The organism is Prolixibacter denitrificans, from assembly GCF_003014495.1.
GTDB lineage: Bacteria > Bacteroidota > Bacteroidia > Bacteroidales > Prolixibacteraceae > Prolixibacter > Prolixibacter denitrificans.
The window spans coordinates 125,994-144,315 of record NZ_PYGC01000008.1 but is presented as its reverse complement, the minus strand read 5'-3'; the positions used below and the strand labels follow the sequence as shown (position 1 = coordinate 144,315).

The 18,322-nt window shown below is 45.5% G+C and carries 12 protein-coding genes; 7 read left to right on the top strand and 5 right to left on the bottom strand.

The features are described 5' to 3' along the window. The first annotated feature begins 14 nt into the window (after nt 1-14). On the top strand, nt 15-1,547 hold the full coding sequence (locus CLV93_RS14845) for a UxaA family hydrolase (RefSeq protein WP_246187211.1): 1,533 nt from the start codon (nt 15-17) through the stop codon (nt 1,545-1,547). A 77-nt stretch (nt 1,548-1,624) separates the two neighbouring features. Here the strand turns inward: CLV93_RS14845 and CLV93_RS14840 are convergent, their stop codons facing one another. Next, the gene (locus CLV93_RS14840; RefSeq protein ID WP_246187210.1) at nt 1,625-2,827 is read right to left on the bottom strand and encodes an FprA family A-type flavoprotein; all 1,203 of its coding nucleotides are present in this window, start codon (nt 2,825-2,827) and stop codon (nt 1,625-1,627) included. 189 nt (nt 2,828-3,016) lie between these two features. Here CLV93_RS14840 and mltG point away from each other — a divergent pair, with 189 nt between their 5' ends. After that, a complete protein-coding gene (gene mltG, locus CLV93_RS14835) occupies nt 3,017-4,051 on the top strand; it encodes an endolytic transglycosylase MltG (RefSeq protein ID WP_246187209.1) in 1,035 nt (344 codons plus the stop codon). Nucleotides 4,052-4,065: 14 nt separating this feature from the next. On the opposite strand, the gene murB is transcribed toward mltG, so the two are convergent. Next, complete coding sequence (gene murB, locus CLV93_RS14830; RefSeq protein WP_106542996.1) at nt 4,066-5,085, bottom strand: UDP-N-acetylmuramate dehydrogenase; 1,020 nt, start codon at nt 5,083-5,085, stop codon at nt 4,066-4,068. Nucleotides 5,086-5,176: 91 nt separating this feature from the next. On the opposite strand from murB, the gene CLV93_RS14825 reads away from it, so the two are divergent. After that, a complete protein-coding gene (locus CLV93_RS14825; RefSeq protein ID WP_146142037.1) occupies nt 5,177-6,310 on the top strand; it encodes a glycosyltransferase family 4 protein in 1,134 nt (377 codons plus the stop codon). On the opposite strand, the gene CLV93_RS14820 is transcribed toward CLV93_RS14825, so the two are convergent. Then, on the bottom strand, nt 6,287-7,006 hold the full coding sequence (locus CLV93_RS14820) for a cell division ATP-binding protein FtsE (protein ID WP_246187208.1): 720 nt from the start codon (nt 7,004-7,006) through the stop codon (nt 6,287-6,289). The two genes, CLV93_RS14825 and CLV93_RS14820, sit on opposite strands and share 24 nt — an antisense overlap. Nucleotides 7,007-7,168: 162 nt before the next feature. Between CLV93_RS14820 and CLV93_RS14815 the strand changes: the two genes are divergently transcribed. From CLV93_RS14815 to CLV93_RS14800, 4 genes are all read left to right on the top strand, one after another. After that, a complete protein-coding gene (locus CLV93_RS14815) occupies nt 7,169-10,264 on the top strand; it encodes a tetratricopeptide repeat protein (RefSeq protein ID WP_146142036.1) in 3,096 nt (1,031 codons plus the stop codon). A gap of 12 nt (nt 10,265-10,276) precedes the next feature. Beyond that, the gene (locus CLV93_RS14810) at nt 10,277-12,070 is read left to right on the top strand and encodes a TonB-dependent receptor (protein WP_106542992.1); all 1,794 of its coding nucleotides are present in this window, start codon (nt 10,277-10,279) and stop codon (nt 12,068-12,070) included. 315 nt (nt 12,071-12,385) lie between these two features. Beyond that, nucleotides 12,386-14,350, top strand: coding sequence for a DNA topoisomerase (ATP-hydrolyzing) subunit B (gene gyrB, locus CLV93_RS14805; RefSeq protein ID WP_106542991.1), 1,965 nt, complete (start codon nt 12,386-12,388; stop codon nt 14,348-14,350). 60 nt (nt 14,351-14,410) lie between these two features. Next, nucleotides 14,411-14,995, top strand: a complete 585-nt coding sequence (locus CLV93_RS14800; protein ID WP_106542990.1) for an LOG family protein — start codon at nt 14,411-14,413, stop codon at nt 14,993-14,995. A 13-nt stretch (nt 14,996-15,008) separates the two neighbouring features. Here the strand turns inward: CLV93_RS14800 and CLV93_RS14795 are convergent, their stop codons facing one another. Beyond that, nucleotides 15,009-17,396 (bottom strand): cache domain-containing protein, encoded by a 2,388-nt coding sequence (locus tag CLV93_RS14795; protein WP_106542989.1) that lies wholly within the window; start codon nt 17,394-17,396, stop codon nt 15,009-15,011. Nucleotides 17,397-17,417: 21 nt separating this feature from the next. Next, nucleotides 17,418-18,200 (bottom strand): diaminopimelate epimerase, encoded by a 783-nt coding sequence (gene dapF / locus CLV93_RS14790; protein ID WP_106542988.1) that lies wholly within the window; start codon nt 18,198-18,200, stop codon nt 17,418-17,420. Nucleotides 18,201-18,322: the final 122 nt, after the last annotated feature.

Below are 18,322 nucleotides of genomic sequence, written 5' to 3'. Positions count from 1 at the left end.
TGAATTTTATTGTGATGAATGAAAGGCCGGGAGCAATTCCGGCTTTAGCCAAAAGAGAGATGGAAAAATTTATTCGCATATCGCCCAAAGACAATGTTGTTGTTTGCCTGAATCCGTTGACCTCCGGTGAGCAGCTGGAAGTTGACGGCCAACTGATAACTACGTTGCAGGAAATTCCGGCCGGTCACAAAATCGCAGTCCGGAAAATCGAACCCGACGAATGGATTCTGAAGTATGGCGAACCCATTGGACACGCCACCGCTACGATTGAAGCCGGCGAACATATTCACTCGCATAACCTTAAAACCAACCTGTCGGGAAACCTGGAATACGAGTACTATCCCAATTTCAGGAGAGTTGCAGAAGGCGATTCGTCCCGCACGTTTAAAGGCTACCTGCGGAAAAACGGCAAAGCCGGTATCCGAAACGAACTCTGGATCATCCCGACGGTTGGCTGCGTGAATGGGCAGGCTCAGCAGATTCTGGACATCTTCAAATCGGAAGTTCAGCCGGATGATATCGATGCGGTCCAGGTTTTCAAGCACAACTACGGTTGTTCTCAGTTGGGCGACGACCATGCCAATACGCGTAAGGTATTGGGGAATATGGCCAAACACCCGAATGCCGGTGGTGTGTTGGTTCTCAGCCTGGGTTGCGAAAATTTGCAGATGGAAGAATTCCGGGAGTCGCTGGGCGATTTCGATGAAGAGCGTGTTCGTTTCCTGAAAGCACAGGCGGTCGAGGATGAAATCGAAGAAGGAGTAAAAATCCTGAAGGAGCTCTATGAAATCATGCGCCATGATCAACGAGAAGAAGTTCCCGTTTCTGAACTAAACATCGGCCTGAAATGTGGCGGCTCCGATGGTTTTTCCGGCATCACCGCGAACCCGTTGTTGGGCGCTTTCTCCGATTTCCTGACCGCTTCCGGCGGAACTACTATTCTCACGGAAGTACCGGAAATGTTTGGCGCCGAAAAGCAATTGATGGAGCGGGCTGAAAACAGTATTATATTCGATAAGACCGTCAGTTTAATCAACGATTTCAAAGATTACTTCACATCGCATAATCAGCCGGTTTATGAAAATCCTTCTCCCGGAAATAAAGCCGGCGGAATAACAACGCTGGAAGAAAAATCGCTGGGGTGTACCCAAAAAGGTGGGAATGCAACCATTGCAGATGTGCTGAAATACGGCGAACCGTTGAGCAAGAAAGGTCTCAACCTCTTATCTGCGCCAGGAAACGATTTGGTGGCGACGTCGGCACTTGGTTTTAGCGGATGTCAGATGGTGTTGTTTACCACCGGACGCGGAACTCCTTTCGGGAGTTTCATTCCGACCATGAAAATCTCGACCAATACGCCCATTTACGAGAAGAAAAAGCATTGGATCGATTTCAATGCGGGTGAGCTGGTCAACGGGAAACCAATGGACGAACTTCTGGAAGATTTTGTACAATATATCATCAACGTGGCCAGCGGCGAAAAGCTGAATCACGAGAAAAGCGGTTTCCGCGAAATGGCCATTTTCAAATCAGGTATAACATTGTAAGTACACCGCATCTGAAGAGCAAAAGAAAGGCTGTCCTCAATTCGAAGACAGCCTTTTCGTTTATATCTGAATAAAGATTATTCTCTCAACTTGTCAGCCATGGCATTGGCCAGGTCGATGCACATCTGAAATTTATCAGCTTTCAACGCGCCTTTTTCTTCCACCGGATCGTACACCAAATTCCACTTGATGTTCTCAGCGAACTTCATGAGATTTTTCACGCCACCACCATTCCACGAAAAGGAACCAAAAACACCCAGCAGGTGCTCTTTGATACCCATGTGCTCAATTTTGGAAACGAGCGCCTCCACCGACGGGAACATCTCGTTGTTGTAGGCAGCACTACCAACAATAAATCCCTTGTATTTGAAAATATCGCTGATAATGTAAGACTGATGCGTTTTGGAAGCATCGTAAACACGAATGTTTTTCACGCCGCGCTCGGCCAGTTGCCGGGCAATCACATCAGCCATTTTTTCGGTATTCCCGTACATACTTCCGTACACAATCACAACTCCCTCTTCCGTTTCGTAGCGGCTCCACTTATCGTATCGCGAAAGCACAAAATCGGTATGCGAACGCCAGATAGGACCATGAAGTGCAGCAATCATTTTAATGTCCAGGCCACTCAGCTTTTTCATGGCACGTTGCGTATGCGGACTATACTTTCCAACAATATTGGTAAAGTAGCGCATCATTTCCTCTTCGTAGAAACTGAGATTCAGTTCATCATCGAAAATTCCACCATCGAGCGTACCAAAGGCTCCAAATGCATCAGCTGAGAACAGTATGCCATTCGTTTTTTCGAAACTAACCATCGTTTCGGGCCAGTGCACCATCGGAATCGTGTAAAACTCTAGTGTATTTTTTCCCAACGGAAGTTCATCACCATCGCCTACTTCCAACGTGTTTTCCTTAATCTGGTAAAAATTCTCCAGCATCGGGAACGTCTTCTTATTCCCGACAAGGGTAATATCTGGATATTCGGCCACGATGCTGCGAATCGCTCCGGAATGATCGGGCTCCATGTGGTTGATCACCAAATAATCAACCTTCCGGTCGCCCAGTATATTTTTAATATTCGAAAGATACTCGTCGATAAACGCGCGCTCCACCGTGTCCATCAAGGCTACTTTCTCATCAACAATCAAATACGAGTTGTAAGCCATTCCGTGCGGCAGCGGCCAGTAATTTTCAAAAAGATGGGTTTTTCGGTCGTTTACTCCTACATAATAAATTTCATCTGCAAGTTTTACCTGATGCATAAGATTGTCCTCCAAACAGTTAACGATTTTTCGGTTTTATAATTCAGGCACGAAAATATAAAATATTTAGGTGTAAACCGTTGAATAATTGTCAATAAAACATAAATAGATGAGCAAGATATTCCATCTGGTGAGTTAAACTGAATTTACTATTTTTACGACCAAGAAAGACTAAGTATGGGAATTGAGCGTAGAAACAGACTAATGGTTTTCCCCAGATTGGGAAAATGGGTCATTATATTGGTAGCCATCGGTTTTATTGTGGTTGGCATTCGTGCTTTTCAGCTGTATGGGTACATTTTCGAAAATAATGTGAAACATACTGGCTTTGTTTATATCCCCAATGGTGCTACTTACGACCAGGTGATTGATTCGCTGAAGGCGGGTGATTTTTTGGTCAATTATAAGTCCATCAATTGGGTGGCCAACAAAAAAAAGTATCCGGATTTAATCAAACCCGGTGCCTACAAGCTCGAAAAAAACTGGAGCAACAACAAACTGATTGATATGTTACGCTCCGGAGCTCAAACGCCCATTAAAGTAACGTTCAACAATATCCGTTTCCGGAAAGATTTGGCGGGCCGACTAGCTCACTACATGGAGGCGGATTCGACTGCTTTTTTAAAAATGCTAACCGACACCGCCGAAGCAAAGAAGTACGGCTTTACTTACGCTGCTTTCCCGGCCATGTTTATTCCCAATACCTACGAATTGTACTGGACAACAACTCCCGCGGAATTTGTGGATCGCATGCACCAGGAATATGATCGTTTTTGGACAGACGAACGGAAAAAGAAAGCTGAAGCGGCGGGAATGACTCCCGTTCAGGCGACAACGTTGGCATCAATCGTTCAGGAAGAAACCGTGAAACCGGATGAAATGCATAAAATTGCCGGCGTTTACATCAACCGACTGAAACGTGGCTGGCGGTTGCAGGCCGACCCAACTGTAAAATTTGCTGTTGGTGATTTTAGCATCAAACGCGTTCTCAATCAACACCTCGAAATTGATTCGCCTTACAATACATACAAATACAAAGGATTACCTCCCGGCCCCATCAATTTCCCGAATCCGAAAAGCATTGAGGCGGTACTGAACTACGAGAAAAGTAAATATCTGTATTTCTGTGCGAAGGAAGATTTTTCGGGTTACCACAATTTCTCGAGAACCTTGCGGGAACACAACCGGAATGCAGCACGTTACCAACGAGCATTGAATAAAAACCGCATTTTTAAATAATTCGGGAAAGTAGTTTATCCGATGACGTTCACTTCCCGTTCGAGCTGAATCGCAAATTTATTTTCTACATCGATCCGGATTTGTTCCGACAGGTCGAAGATTTCCTGTCCGGTGGCACCACCATGATTAACCAGTACCAGCGCCTGGCGGTCGTGCACGCCGGCCTGGCCAACGCGTTTTCCTTTCCAGCCGGCCTTTTCAATCAACCAGGCGGCGGCTATTTTCACTTTTCCGGCACCAGCCGGATAGAGCGGAATCTCGGGATATTTTGCCTTTAATGCATTGGCTGTTTCTTCCTCGACCACAGGATTCTTGAAAAAACTACCAGCATTACCAATAATTTCAGGATCCGGCAACTTTCGTTCCCGAATAGCGATAACCGCCCGTCGAATAGTCGAGTGAGATACTTTTCCGAGACGCTCCACTTCGGCTGCAACATCGCCATAATCTATTCTGAATTCAGGTTTTTTGCTCAATTCAAACACTACCGAAGTGACCGCAAAGCGCCCTTTCCATTCCTGCTTGAATATGCTATTCCGATAAGAAAACTGACACATTTCGCGGGTAAAACTCTTTTGCTGCAACGTTTGCAGATCGACACCGCGAACCTCACGAATGACAGAGCCCACTTCAACACCATACGCTCCGATGTTCTGAACAGGAGCCGCTCCAACCTTTCCGGGAATCAGTGAAAGATTTTCAACTCCTCCCCAACGGTTACCCACACAAAATGCCACGAACTCGTCCCAATCAATACCTGCACCGGCTTCTACCCAAACCGATTCCTTGTCCTCTTTCAAAATCTCAATACCGGAAATATCGGATGATAAAACCAGCTCATCCACGTCGTGCAAAAACAACATGTTGCTTCCTCCACCCACAATCAAATATTCCATATCACGGTATTCCGGATTCGATTGGTAAAACTGGATCAGTCCCTGAGCATCAGAAAATGACAGAAAAGATTTAGCTTTAACATCGATGCCAAATGTGTTCCTGGTCAGCAAGGAATAATCGTGGTAGAGGATGAACATACCTTAAATTTTTGATGGCAAAGATAATAGAAGCAGGGATATTTACGTTTCCTTTTTAACTGCGTATCTTTACAACTAGAATTTGACAAACGTGCGAAAAATACTCCTGGCAGCAACCAATGATCTCGTAACAGATCACCGCGTACATAAAGTTGCCTCATCGCTGCAAAAGATGGGCTTCGAAGTAACACTTTTGGGACGGCGCTTCAAAAAAAGCGGTTCCCTGTCGAGACCTTACCAGACACGAAGGTTTCGGTTACTTTTCAACAAAGGTCCGTTATTTTATGCCTTCTTTAATTTACGACTCTTTTTCCATGTTCTTTTCGGAAAATACAACGTACTGGTTGCAAATGATCTGGATACCCTTCCGGGAATAACAGCGGCAGCGACCTTGCGTAAGTTGCCGGTTATTTACGACAGCCACGAATTGTTTACTGAAGTCCCGGAAGTCATCAAGCGCCCGTTGGTAAAAAGGATGTGGCAAAGGCTCGAGAAGCTTTCGCTCTCTCATGTGCATTCGGCGTACACCGTTAGTCAATCTATTTCGGAGTGCCTTTCTTCGGTTTACCGGAAAGAGTTTACCGTTATCCGGAATATGCCGCGATTCTCGCCGGTGACTTTTATTCCGGGCGACCGCCAGATGGATTTCGGCGACCAACAAATCATTCTTTACCAGGGAGCGTTGAATATGGGGCGCGGTCTGGAGATGATTATTCAGGCTATGAAATATATTCCCAAAAGTATTCTGCTGTTGGCCGGCGACGGAGATAAAAAGAATGAACTTCAGGAACTGGTCATTCGGGAAGACCTGGGAGGGAAAGTTGTCTTTCTCGGAAGATTATCTCTTTCCGAGCTCCACTTCCTGACACCGCAAGCCGATTTAGGCATTTCGCTGGAAGAAGACCTGGGATTAAGCTATCACTTTGCATTACCCAACAAACTGTTCGATTACATCCATGCGGGAATTCCAGTGCTTGTATCCGATTTACCGGAAATGCGCAACTTAGTCGAAAATTACAAAGTTGGAGAAGTACTAAGAGAGCGCACACCCGAAGCCGTCGCCCAACAAATCAACGCATTGTTCTCAGCTAAAGATTACCGAAAGATATGGGAAGAAAATGCTTCGCTGGCAGCCCGTGAACTGTGCTGGGAGAACGAAGAAAAGAAGCTGGCTGCTATTTACGCGCCCTTCCTGGAAGAATCAGGACAACTCGTCGTCGAGTAACGATTCGAAATCAATAATTTCCTCTTCTTCACCCACTTCACGAACACCTCCATCTTCACAGGCCACTTTTCGGGCCGGGAATTTCCGGATTAACGGGTAATCATGCGTGGCGATAACAACGGTTTTTCCCTCTTTATTAATCGCCTTCAAAACATTGAGAAGAGACTCCGACGTTTCCGGGTCCAGGTTTCCGGTAGGCTCATCGGCCAGAATAATCTCCGGATTATTCAGCAAAGCCCGCGCAATGACAATACGTTGCTGCTCACCTCCCGACAACTGGTGCGGCATCTTCGAGCCGGAATGCGGCATGTCGACAATTTCGAGCACTTCCCGGATGCGGTCCTTGATAGCGCGCTCCTGTTTCCAGCCGGTTGCCTTCAGTACAAATTCCAGATTTTTATATACACTTCGATCGATCAGCAATTGGAAATCCTGAAAAACGATTCCTAATTTCCTTCGCAGTAGCGGAATATGTTTCCGTTTGATGGCTTGCAACTTGTAACCAACTACTTCTCCTTCGCCTTCAATCAGGGGCAATTCGACATAGAAGGTTTTCAGAAGGCTGGACTTACCACTTCCCACTTTCCCGATAATGTACAGAAATTCGCCCTTTTCTACCTGAAGACTAACGTCTTTCAGAATCAGATTCTCCCGTTGATAAATATCTGCACCTTTTAGTTCAATGATTGCTTCCACCAGTAATCGAAAGTTTAAGTGAAAATTATATTTTTGTATGAGGCCGCTTCAGACAAAACTAAGTTTTTTTTGCGGAACAATTTGTGGATTCTCTTCTTTAAACCAAAACGAACAGTGTTTAACCTGATTACACCCTGTAAAATCAGATTAGAAAAAAATCACATGAAATTCATAGCTAGATCGTTTTTTACGCTTGGATTGATACTGCTTGTTACCTTGGCAACTTATGCGCAACCGGTAACCAGTCCAACCGGTATTGACGAAACTTACCGTACAGCACTGGAGCTTTTCCAGACACGAAAATTCAGCTCGGCTTACCACGAGTTCAATAAAATCATCAAACAGAGCGAGCCTTCATCGGGGATGTTTGCCGAAGCGACCTACTACAAAGCAGTTTGTGCTTTGGTGATGGGAAACCGGAATGGAAAAGAAGAGCTGGAAGATTTCATAGACAAATATCCCAACTCGCCACAAATTTCGATGGCGCATTTCCGTCTGGCGAACGTGGAGTTTGGCAACAAACGCTACCGGCAAGCCATGCGCGATTATGAAAAAGTAGACGCCTACCTGCTTCCAAAAGCAGAAAGCGACGAATACAAATTCAAATTGGGGTATTGCTACCTGGACAACGGAGAGAACGAAAAGGCCAAAACCTATTTCTATGATTTGAAAAACAAACGGGGCAGGTTTTCCCGTGCAGCCGCATACTACTGGGCGCACATCAACTACCTCGAAGGAAACTACGAAACGGCGCTGTTAGAATTCCAGAAACTGAAGGACGATCCGCAATACTCCGGAATTGTACCGTTCTATACGGCACAAATCTATTTCATGCAGAAAAAATATGATGAGGTAATCAAAATGGCCCCGCCATTACTGAAAGCCGCATCGCCCGAACGAAAAATTGATATCTCCAAGATCATCGGAAATTCCTGGTTTCAAAAGGAGCAATACAGCAAAGCTCTTCCGTATTTGAATGATTACATGAAGAACACGGAAAAACCGACCACGGATGATTATTACATCATCGGGATGTGTCAATACGAGACCGGCGATTACAAACAAGCCATCGCCAATCTCGAACGGGCCACACGCGATAAAGATGCTGTAGCACAGAATGCCTATTATCATCTGGCAGGTGCCTACCTGAAAGATGGTCAGAAGCAAAAAGCAATGATGGCTTTCTCCAATGCATCGGAAATGAGTTTCGACCCGAAAATTAAGGAAGATGCGTTGTTCCAGTATGCCAAAATCACTTACGAGCTGGATTATTCCCCCTTTAACGAAGCCATCAAGGCGTTCGACAAATACATTACGCTATATCCCAACTCCGAACGGAACGATGTCGCTTACGATTACCTTGTGAAGGTTTTCATGACGACCCGTAACTACAAGGATGCACTGGCATCGCTGGATAAAATCAAAGTGAAAAGTCCGGCTATCAAGAAAGCGTATCAGCGGGTAGCCTACTATCGCGCGCTGGAATTTTTCCGCGATACAAAACTAAAGCAGGCCATTGAATTATTCAATAAGTCATTACAATACAGCCAATACAACGACGAATTGAAAGCGCTGTCTTATTACTGGAAAGGGGAAGCGGAATACCGCCTCAACGATAAGGAAGCCGCTATTCTCGATTACCGTCGCTTCCAGTCGACGGCCGGTTCATACCGAATGAAGAAGGAATATGCACTTTCCAACTACAACATCGGTTACGCCTATTTCGACCAGGAGAAATTTGGCCAGGCTGCCAGTTGGTTCCGGAAGTTTCTCACCTTCCCGCACGACAAAGATCCTAAGCAGGTGGCCGATGCATACAACCGGTTAGGCGATTGCGCGTATGTTCAGCGCAGTTTCCAGGATGCGATTGCTCAGTATCAGAAGGCGTACCACATGAACACCTACGATGCAGACTATGCACTGTTTCAAACGGCTTTCTGCTATGGTCTGCTGCATAAGCAACAGCAAAAAATTAACGACCTGAACAAGTTGCAAGTTCAGTTCCCCGATTCGCGCTATCGCGATGATGCCATTTTCGAAACCGGTCGTGCCTGGGAGCGGGCCCATAACGATGACAACGCGAAGAAGAGCTTCAAGAATTTGCTGGTCAATTACCCAAACAGCCCATATCAGCCGAAAGCGCTGTTGCAATTGGGACTCATCAGTTTCAACGAAAACGACTACAACAACTCGCTTTCGTACTACAAACAGGTAGTTGAGAAATACGCGAATACACCGGAAGCCAAAGCAGCATTGACAGGAATCCGGAACAATTATGTGGAGATGAACCAAGTGGAAGATTACTTCACGTATGCCCAAAGTTTGGGAAAAACAGCGACACCCTCTCAATCGGAACAGGATTCGTTGCTGTACACTTCGGCTGAAAATCTCTACATGAAGCAAAGTCCCAAAGCGATGGATGCGCTGACCAGTTATCTCAGTCGCTTCCCGGACGGAGCGTTTGCCATCAATGCACATTTCTACCGCGGCGAGCTGTACTACAATCAACAAAACCTTCAGCAGGCTGCTGTCGATTATGATTATGTGCTGAGTCGTGGTGATAACATTTTCTCTGAACCGGCATTATTAAAAGCATCCGAAATCGCCTACCGGGAAAAAGACTACAACAAAGCGCTTGCACTGTACACGCGCCTTGAAAAACAGTCCAACAATTCGAAAGACAATCTGACTGCCCTCACGGGAATACTGCGAAGCAATTACGAACTGAAAAATTATCAAGCGGTAACCGAAGCAGGCTGGCAAATCCGGAATACGGAAAAAGTACCGGAAGAAATTTCGCGTGAAGCGGAATACAAAGCAGCCAAGGCTTACCTCGCGCTCAACGAGCCAACAAAAGCGTATACGCTATTCCGCAAGTTATCGAAGGATACCAAAACGGCCGAAGGTGCCGAAGCGAAATACCAGGTGTGTAAGTACTATTACGACCATAACCAGTTGAAAGCAGCCGAGGATGAGGTGATGAGTTTCATCGACAAGAACACCCCGCACCAATATTGGCTGGCCAAAAGCTTCATTCTGCTGGCTCATGTTTATGAAAAAGAGGGTGACCTGTTCCAGGCAACACATACGCTCCAGAGTATCATCGATAATTACGGAGAGCCCGACGATGGAATCATTAAGGAGTCGGAACTGTATCTGAAAGATTTGGAAGCAAAACAGAAAGCACAATCCGCTGCACAAAGTCAGCAGGATTCTGTGACAACTTCCACAACTGATTCCATTAGCTCCAACCAATAATCTGAAAGCATCATGAAACATCAGAATATTTCACTCAGCATATTATTTACCCTGGCTATGGGACTGGGAAGTACAGCTACAGCATTGGCCCAAAAGCAGGACACGACCATCAACAAGCAGGTGGAAGTGGTGAAAGCTTATCGCCCGAGCGTATCGGATGCGTACAAAATCAGTCCGATGCCGGAAATTGACGACACAACCCGTTTCACGCCGCAGTTCGACTACCACATCGACGCCGAGCCGATCATGACCGGATTCAAAACTGTTCCCGTATCGGCTGCAACCATCAACCTGCACGAATCGACAGAGAACGGTTATGGTTATCTGAAAGTGGGGCTGGGAACTTACAATACGCCTTACGGGGAATTCTTTTTCAACCAGCCCAAAGGCAAGAACTCCATTTTCGGAGTTCACTACCGGCATCTCTCGTCCGCGGGAAGTGTGAAATTAAATAGTACCGGCAAAAAAGTCGATGCTCCATACAGCCACAATAACCTGGAGGTTTTCGGGAAGTACTTTTTCAGGAAATCGGTGTTTTCGGTCAACCTGAATTACGACCGGAACGTAGTGAAGTTTTACGGTTACCCGGATTCCATTCCGGCCTACGTGAAGAATAATGGCTATGGCTATTTCAACGACAAACAACGCTTGCAAAACTGGCGGGTCAATGTAGGCTTGAAAAGCAGTGAGAACTCCCGCAGTGAGTTGCAATACAACGCAGGTTTGCATTATTCCAATTTCAACGCAAAAACCGGGCAAACCGAGAATAACGCCGGAATGATTGCTGAGTTTGACAACGATTTCGGCAACCTGCACGGCCTGCTTCAGTCGTCCCTCGATTACTATTCGACCGACAGCATTGACAATTTCGATAATCCGAACTCAAACAAACGCAACAGCATCTGGTTCAAGCTGAATCCATCAGTGCTGCTGTGCGGCGATGCATGGAAAATTCGTGCCGGTCTGAATACCTGGTCGGTATCAGACGATGACCGGAATGCCATTTTCAAGGTGTATCCCAAACTCGATTTGGAACTAACCCCCGTGGAAAATATCATGACGCTGTATGCCGGCGCCGATGGCTACCTGCAGAACAACAACTATTCCGCGATAGCTAAAGAAAATCCTTGGGCTAACCCACGGCACGATATCCGGAACACCGATTACAAATACATTGTCTTCGGCGGTTTCAAAGGAAAAATCAGCCCGCAAATCAGTTACAAAGCCGGTGTGAAATACAGCAAGGCGCACAACATGCATTTCTTTGTCACGAATGCAGCCCCCAGGGTACTCAGTCCAATGTACCCAATTTCCACGAACGAGTGGTTGTACAAGAATGACTTTGATGTTGAATATGATAACGCCGGCATCCTCAATCTGAATGCCGAAATTTCCTATTTCAGCGGAAGCGACTACTACCTGCAAATCAAAGCAAACTATTACAGCTACTCGCTTGACAGTCTGGATGTCGCTTCGTACAAGCCCAATTTCGATGCAACGGTTTCGTCGGGCGTAAGGTTTACCCAGCGGCTAACCGGTTTTATCGATGTGAATATTACCGGAAACCGGAAGGCTATTGTTCTATATCATTACGATCCACTCAGTTCAGCAAGGCCTTCTCCCTACCGGGACATCGTTTCACTCGATCCAATTGTGAATATGAATATCGGTGCGGAATACGAGCTGCCCTACCGTTTGAAGCTTTTCAGCCGCCTCGATAACGTATTCAACCAACACTATGACAGGTGGTTGGGTTACACCTCGCAAGGCATGCGATTTATGGTCGGTGCAAGCTGGTCATTTTAAGCAAATTAAGATATTTTAGTCTCATTTTACCCCGAAGCTTTTTCGGGGTTTATTTTTATCTGATAATCTGACACTTAACACACATTGATTTGTTGATAAAAACCCGGTTTTGAGGGTCCAAAATATCAGGTTAACCGGGATTATTTTGCTATATTTGCCTACCATGAAAAAAGACCTGAAAATGCGGAACTTAAACTGTCTTTTCACCGGCAGTTGCTAAAGTATTGTCCGCAACCACTTTTGCTCTTTGGTTATCAGGTCGGGGTTGGAATGCGAAGGATTCCGGCGAGATTGAGAATTTAAATAATTCATAGAATGAGTGAATTTGAAAATAACGGATTGAACAACAACTCCGATTATTCAGCCGACAGTATTCAGGTACTGGAAGGTTTAGAGGCTGTACGTAAGCGTCCCGCGATGTACATCGGTGATGTAAACGTTAAAGGTTTGCACCATTTGGTATACGAGGTAGTTGACAACTCCATCGACGAAGCGCTGGCAGGCTACTGTAAGAACATCGAAGTTATCATCAACGAAGATAACTCCATCTCAGTAAAAGACGACGGACGTGGTATCCCGACGGAGCGCCACTCCAAGGAAAATAAATCGGCTCTGGAAGTGGTAATGACCGTTCTCCACGCCGGTGGTAAGTTTAACAAAGACTCATATAAGGTTTCCGGTGGTTTGCACGGTGTTGGTGTTTCGTGTGTTAACGCACTTTCATCTCACCTTCGTGCGGAAATTCACCGCGATGGAAAAATCTGGGAGCAGGAGTACCAGCGAGGCGTTCCTATCAGTGAAACCAAAATTATTGGTGAAACGGACAAAAGCGGTACCATCGTTACCTTCCGCCCAGATGATTCCATCTTCAGTACAACCACGTATAAATACGACATTCTCTCGGCTCGTCTGCGGGAACTGGCGTTCCTGAACAGTGGTATCCGACTGGTTATTATTGACAAACGGGAACAGGACGAAAACGGTGAATTCAAAAGAGAAGAATTCTTTTCAGAAGCCGGATTGTCCGAATTTGTCGATTACCTGGACGGCACCCGTGAGCGACTGATTGACGAAACGATTCACATCACAACAGAGAAAAATGGTGTTCCGGTAGAAATCGCGATGACTTACAACTCTTCGTTTACCGAGAACATTCACTCATACGTTAATAACATTAACACCATTGAAGGAGGTACACACCTCACCGGTTTCCGGCGTGGTTTAACCCGTACCCTGAAGAATTATGCGGAAACCAGCGGCATGCTGGCCAAGTTGAAATTCGACATCAGTGGGGATGACTTTCGTGAAGGATTGACGGCCGTTGTTTCGGTAAAGGTAGCTGAGCCACAGTTTGAGGGACAGACCAAAACCAAGCTCGGAAACTCCGAAATCAGCGCCTCAGTTGACCAGGCAGTTAGTGAAATGCTTTCGTACTACCTGGAAGAGCATCCGAAAGATGCGAAAACCATTGTAAACAAAGTTATTCTTGCTGCTCAGGCACGTCATGCAGCCCGCAAAGCAAGGGAACTGGTTCAGCGAAAAACGGTATTATCAGGTGGTGGTCTACCGGGAAAACTGGCCGATTGCTCGGAAAAAGATCCGGAACAATGCGAAGTTTTCCTCGTCGAGGGTGATTCGGCAGGCGGAACTGCAAAACAAGGCCGCGATCGTCGCTTTCAGGCCATTCTCCCGTTAAGGGGAAAAATCCTGAACGTGGAAAAAGCCATGTCGCACAAGGTTTTCGAAAGTGAAGAAATTCGCAACATCTACACTGCTTTAGGTATCACGGTAGGAACCGAAGAAGACCAGAAAGCATTGAACATCGATAAGCTGCGGTATCACAAGATAGTAATCATGACCGATGCCGACGTCGACGGTTCTCACATCGCGACGCTTATCATGACTTTCTTTTTCCGCTACATGCAGGATTTGATTCGTAACGGATATGTATACATTGCCACACCACCGCTTTATTTGGTGCGCAAAGGCAAGAAAGAAACCTACTGCTGGACGGAACAACAACGTATCGCCCTTATCAACGAATGGGGAGGTGGAAGTGAAAGCAACCTGCATATTCAGCGATACAAAGGTTTGGGTGAGATGAACGCCGAGCAGCTTTGGGAAACGACCATGAACCCGGAACAACGTACGCTAAGGCAGGTGACTATTGAGAATGCTGCTGAAGCCGACCACATCTTCTCCATGCTCATGGGTGATGATGTGCCGCCCCGGAAAAAGTTCATTGAGGACAACGCAACATACGCGAATATCGATGTATAAAGCCTGAAGGCTGGCCCTGGGCCAGCCTTTTTTAATGTATTACAATAAAATTTCTGAGTCGTGAATATTTGTGTTTTCTGCTCTTCGAGCAATGCCATTGCTGATGTCTATTTTGAAGAAGCCAAATTGCTGGGAACATTGATTGGTGACAACCACCACAACATTGTTTACGGTGGTTCGAATGTTGGGTTGATGCACGCCTGTGCCGATGCTGCTCGTCAGGCAGGAGCTGTTTCGCTGGGCATTATTCCGCAGTCAATCCACGACCGGAACCTGGCTTCGGAGCACGACGATGAATTGATTGTGACACCGAACATGCGGGAACGCAAATACCTGATGCGGAAACGTTCGGATGCATTCATTGCCCTTCCGGGAGGATTTGGAACACTGGAAGAGATTCTCGAGGTGATTACGCTCAAACAACTTCACTACCACAACAAACCCATCGTATTTATCAATACCAACGGATTTTATGATGCGCTTCTTCAACAATTTCAGCGCTCATACGATGAAATATTTGCGCGCGAAGAATATAAGAAAATGTACTACGTAGCGAAAGATGCCAGCGATGCGATGGAGTATGTCGAAAATTACCAGCCAGAAGAACTGGAAAGCAAATGGTTCGATGTTCCCGGTAAAAAATAGGGATTAGCGGGCATCAATCTAACGGGATGGTAAAATAGAAAACAGAACCTTTGCCAAATTCCGACTCAACCCCCAATTCACCTCCCAGCAGTTCGACCAATCCTTTGCAGATGGATAAGCCCAGTCCTGCTCCGCCAAAACTCCGGTTATAGGCCGGTTCTGCCTGACGGAAACGTTCGAAGATAAGCTGCTGATTCTTCTTCTCGATCCCGATACCAGAGTCTTCCACCCGAAAAACCACAAAATTACCTTCCAACAGGTATTTCACTGCAATGTGCCCTTCCGAAGTAAACTTGAAGGCATTTGATAGAAGATTACTCAAAATCTGTCTTACCCTGACAACGTCCGAAGTTATTTTTAGTGCATCCGGAAGATTAGACTGAAAACTCATCTCCACTTTACCGTCTCTCTCTTCGGCCACCATTTTCTGATACAGGCGAATCAAATCGATGAGCGATTTATTCACCGAAAAAGGTTCTTTGGCTAACGCCAGTTGTCCGGCCTCAATCTTCGAGAAATCGATGATATCGTCAATCAGGTGTAGCAGCGTATCACCACTCTTCTGTATGTATTTGATGTACAATTCCTGTTCGACAGGCGTGATATCCGAATCTCCCAGTAACTCCGAAAAGCCGAAGATAGCATTCATGGGGGTTCGTATCTCGTGCGACATATTCGCCAAAAAAGCAGATTTCAATTGGTCGGCTTCTTTTGCTTTATGCAGTGCACTTTTCAGTTGTATTTCCCGGTTTCGCTCGTCAGTGATATTCCGGTAGATGTGGAGCATCTGGTTCTTGCCTTCGTTGCTGCTCAGCACTGTAAAAATGGCTGACACCAACAATTTCTGACCTGTTCTCGTGTAACGGACAAGCTCACGCTCAACGCTGGTATGACTACCATCCGTCCCAATATTCTTCACCGAAATCCATTCGGAATTATCCTTACAGATTAGAGAACTCAACGACATGCCGACTACTTCTTTCTGAGAATATTCAAAAAGCTCTTCAAATGCATGATTCGCCATTTCAATCTGATCCTCGTCGACAACCACGATCATCGCAACCGGAGCCACGTTAAAAAGATGCTTGAGCGCCTTCTGGTTGAAAATCAACTCATCTTCGATTTGCAAACGAGTAGCCATCATTTGATTGGCTGATTCACCCAAAGAGCGTATTTCCTTAAAATGAATTTTTTCTGTTGGAATAAAATGCCCTTTGGGATGCTTGAAATAGGTAATAAACCAATTGATATCAGCATAAAAACGCCGGAAATAATAATTCAGAAAAACGAAAAAGATAAGTGAGAAAAGGGCAAGTACAACCAGCGTAGTTACAATGGCTTTATAATATCGGCGTTTTAATTGTTGACCTTCACTTTCGGCCTTTTTCCGGGCGTCCGACAAATAAGCGACCCCGCCAACAATCCAATTCCACTCGGGAACCGAACGGACATACACCATAATGCTGTCGGAAGTCTGGCTAACATGATTATACCAGTTACAACGGAAAAAGCCCCCCTGCTGATTTTGCTTCACCAAATTTAGCTCTTGCTGAAAAACCGTGGTCTTGCTTTGAGGAGCATTCGTCACCAAATTCATATTACCGCTGTATGGAACTCCGTCCATAATCACAGGTGTTCCGTCAAATTTATTGATGAAGATGACATCCCCCGTATTCTTCCACTGCTCCGTCAACTTATGGACAATACTTTGCTGAATGTCAGACTTAAAATCCCCGGGATAAACACGATGCCCGATATACCAGCCCAAATCATCAACCCTCTGTATATAAGCTATTTTATCCAACTCATGATTGTCTGAGTTGTAATATTCAAGAAAGCCGCTGTCTTTTTTCCGAAGCAGATTCAACTCTTTTCGTACCACATAATTCCCCAATGAATCCTGAAAACTTTTCAGACTAATTCCTTTACCAACACCTTTGCCGGGAAAAATCAAGCTTTTTCCGTCAAGCGTGTTGACAAAGAGTTTTCCTTTCATCCCGGGTCCAATATAAGCTGACAATGAAGTGAGAATCATTTCCCGAACCCGATGCTCAGGATATACATTTTTATACTTACTCCACATCGATTCGGCCATACTGGAAGCCGATTCCACACTTCGGGAAAGAGAAGATTTCAGATTATCGATGTATTCTTCGCGGCGGTACGTAATATATTTTATCTCGCCGTCAACTCGTGATTCGAGATTGGATTCTTCCTGATTAAAAATCTGATTAATCCGGTGCTCCCGGTTTACCCGGAAACTATGCCATTCTGAGAAATTGTAAACGATGAAAACCAATAGGAAGGTAACCAGGAAAGTAATGAAGAAGGCACGTCCAAAGAACCCGGGCATCGACACCGATTTGAAAAACTTCAGACGTTCCCACATTTTTTCTTTCATCGAAAATTTAGGATAAAAGGATTAATCGATTGCTATTGTTCCATCAAAAACAAAAGTGGCGGGACCTTTTAACCAAATCTCGGTAAATTGATTTCCTGAACGTTTGAAAGAAACTTCCAGTTGTCCGCCTTTCGCTTCTACCGGAAAATATCCTTCCTCTTTCCCTGTTCTGATGGCTGCGCACAAAGCCGATGCTGTAATACCCGTTCCACAAGCCAGGGTTTCGTCCTCTACGCCACGTTCGTAGGTATACACTTTAATTCCGTTATCACAAAGCTGAACAAAGTTGACATTAGTTCCTTCCGCGGCAAAGCGTTCTGAGTTTCTCACCTGTCTTCCTTCGTTCACTACATCAATCGAATCGATGTCATCAGCAAACCGAACGTAATGGGGCGAACCGGTGTCCAAAAAGAAAAAGTCTCCATTGTTTTCGACCTTGGAAACATTTTGCATTTTCAGGTTAACCAGACCATTCGCGTCTATAACCGCTTCGTGTACACCATCAACGGCCAGAAAGGTTGTTTTATTGCCTATAACGCCCAGTTTCCTGGCAAAAGCCACGATACAGCGACCTCCGTTTCCACACATACTGGCTTCACGTCCATCCGCATTGAAATACCGCATAACGAAATCATGTTCGGGATGCGACTGAAGCAACATCAACCCGTCTGCTCCGACACCAAATCGTCGATCACAAATAGAAGCAATCAACTCCACATTGTCTCCATCAAAGTGTTCATCGCGGTTATCGACGATCACAAAGTCGTTTCCGGCTCCCTGGTATTTGTAAAACTTTGTCTCCATGACTTCTAACATCTCCAAAAGTTAGTTAAAATATGTTAATCAGTACGATACAACGGCTACCTAAATTGTTTGTTTCAATAAATTTGCTCTGCAATGGTACACAAATTGCCGGCAAAATCTGC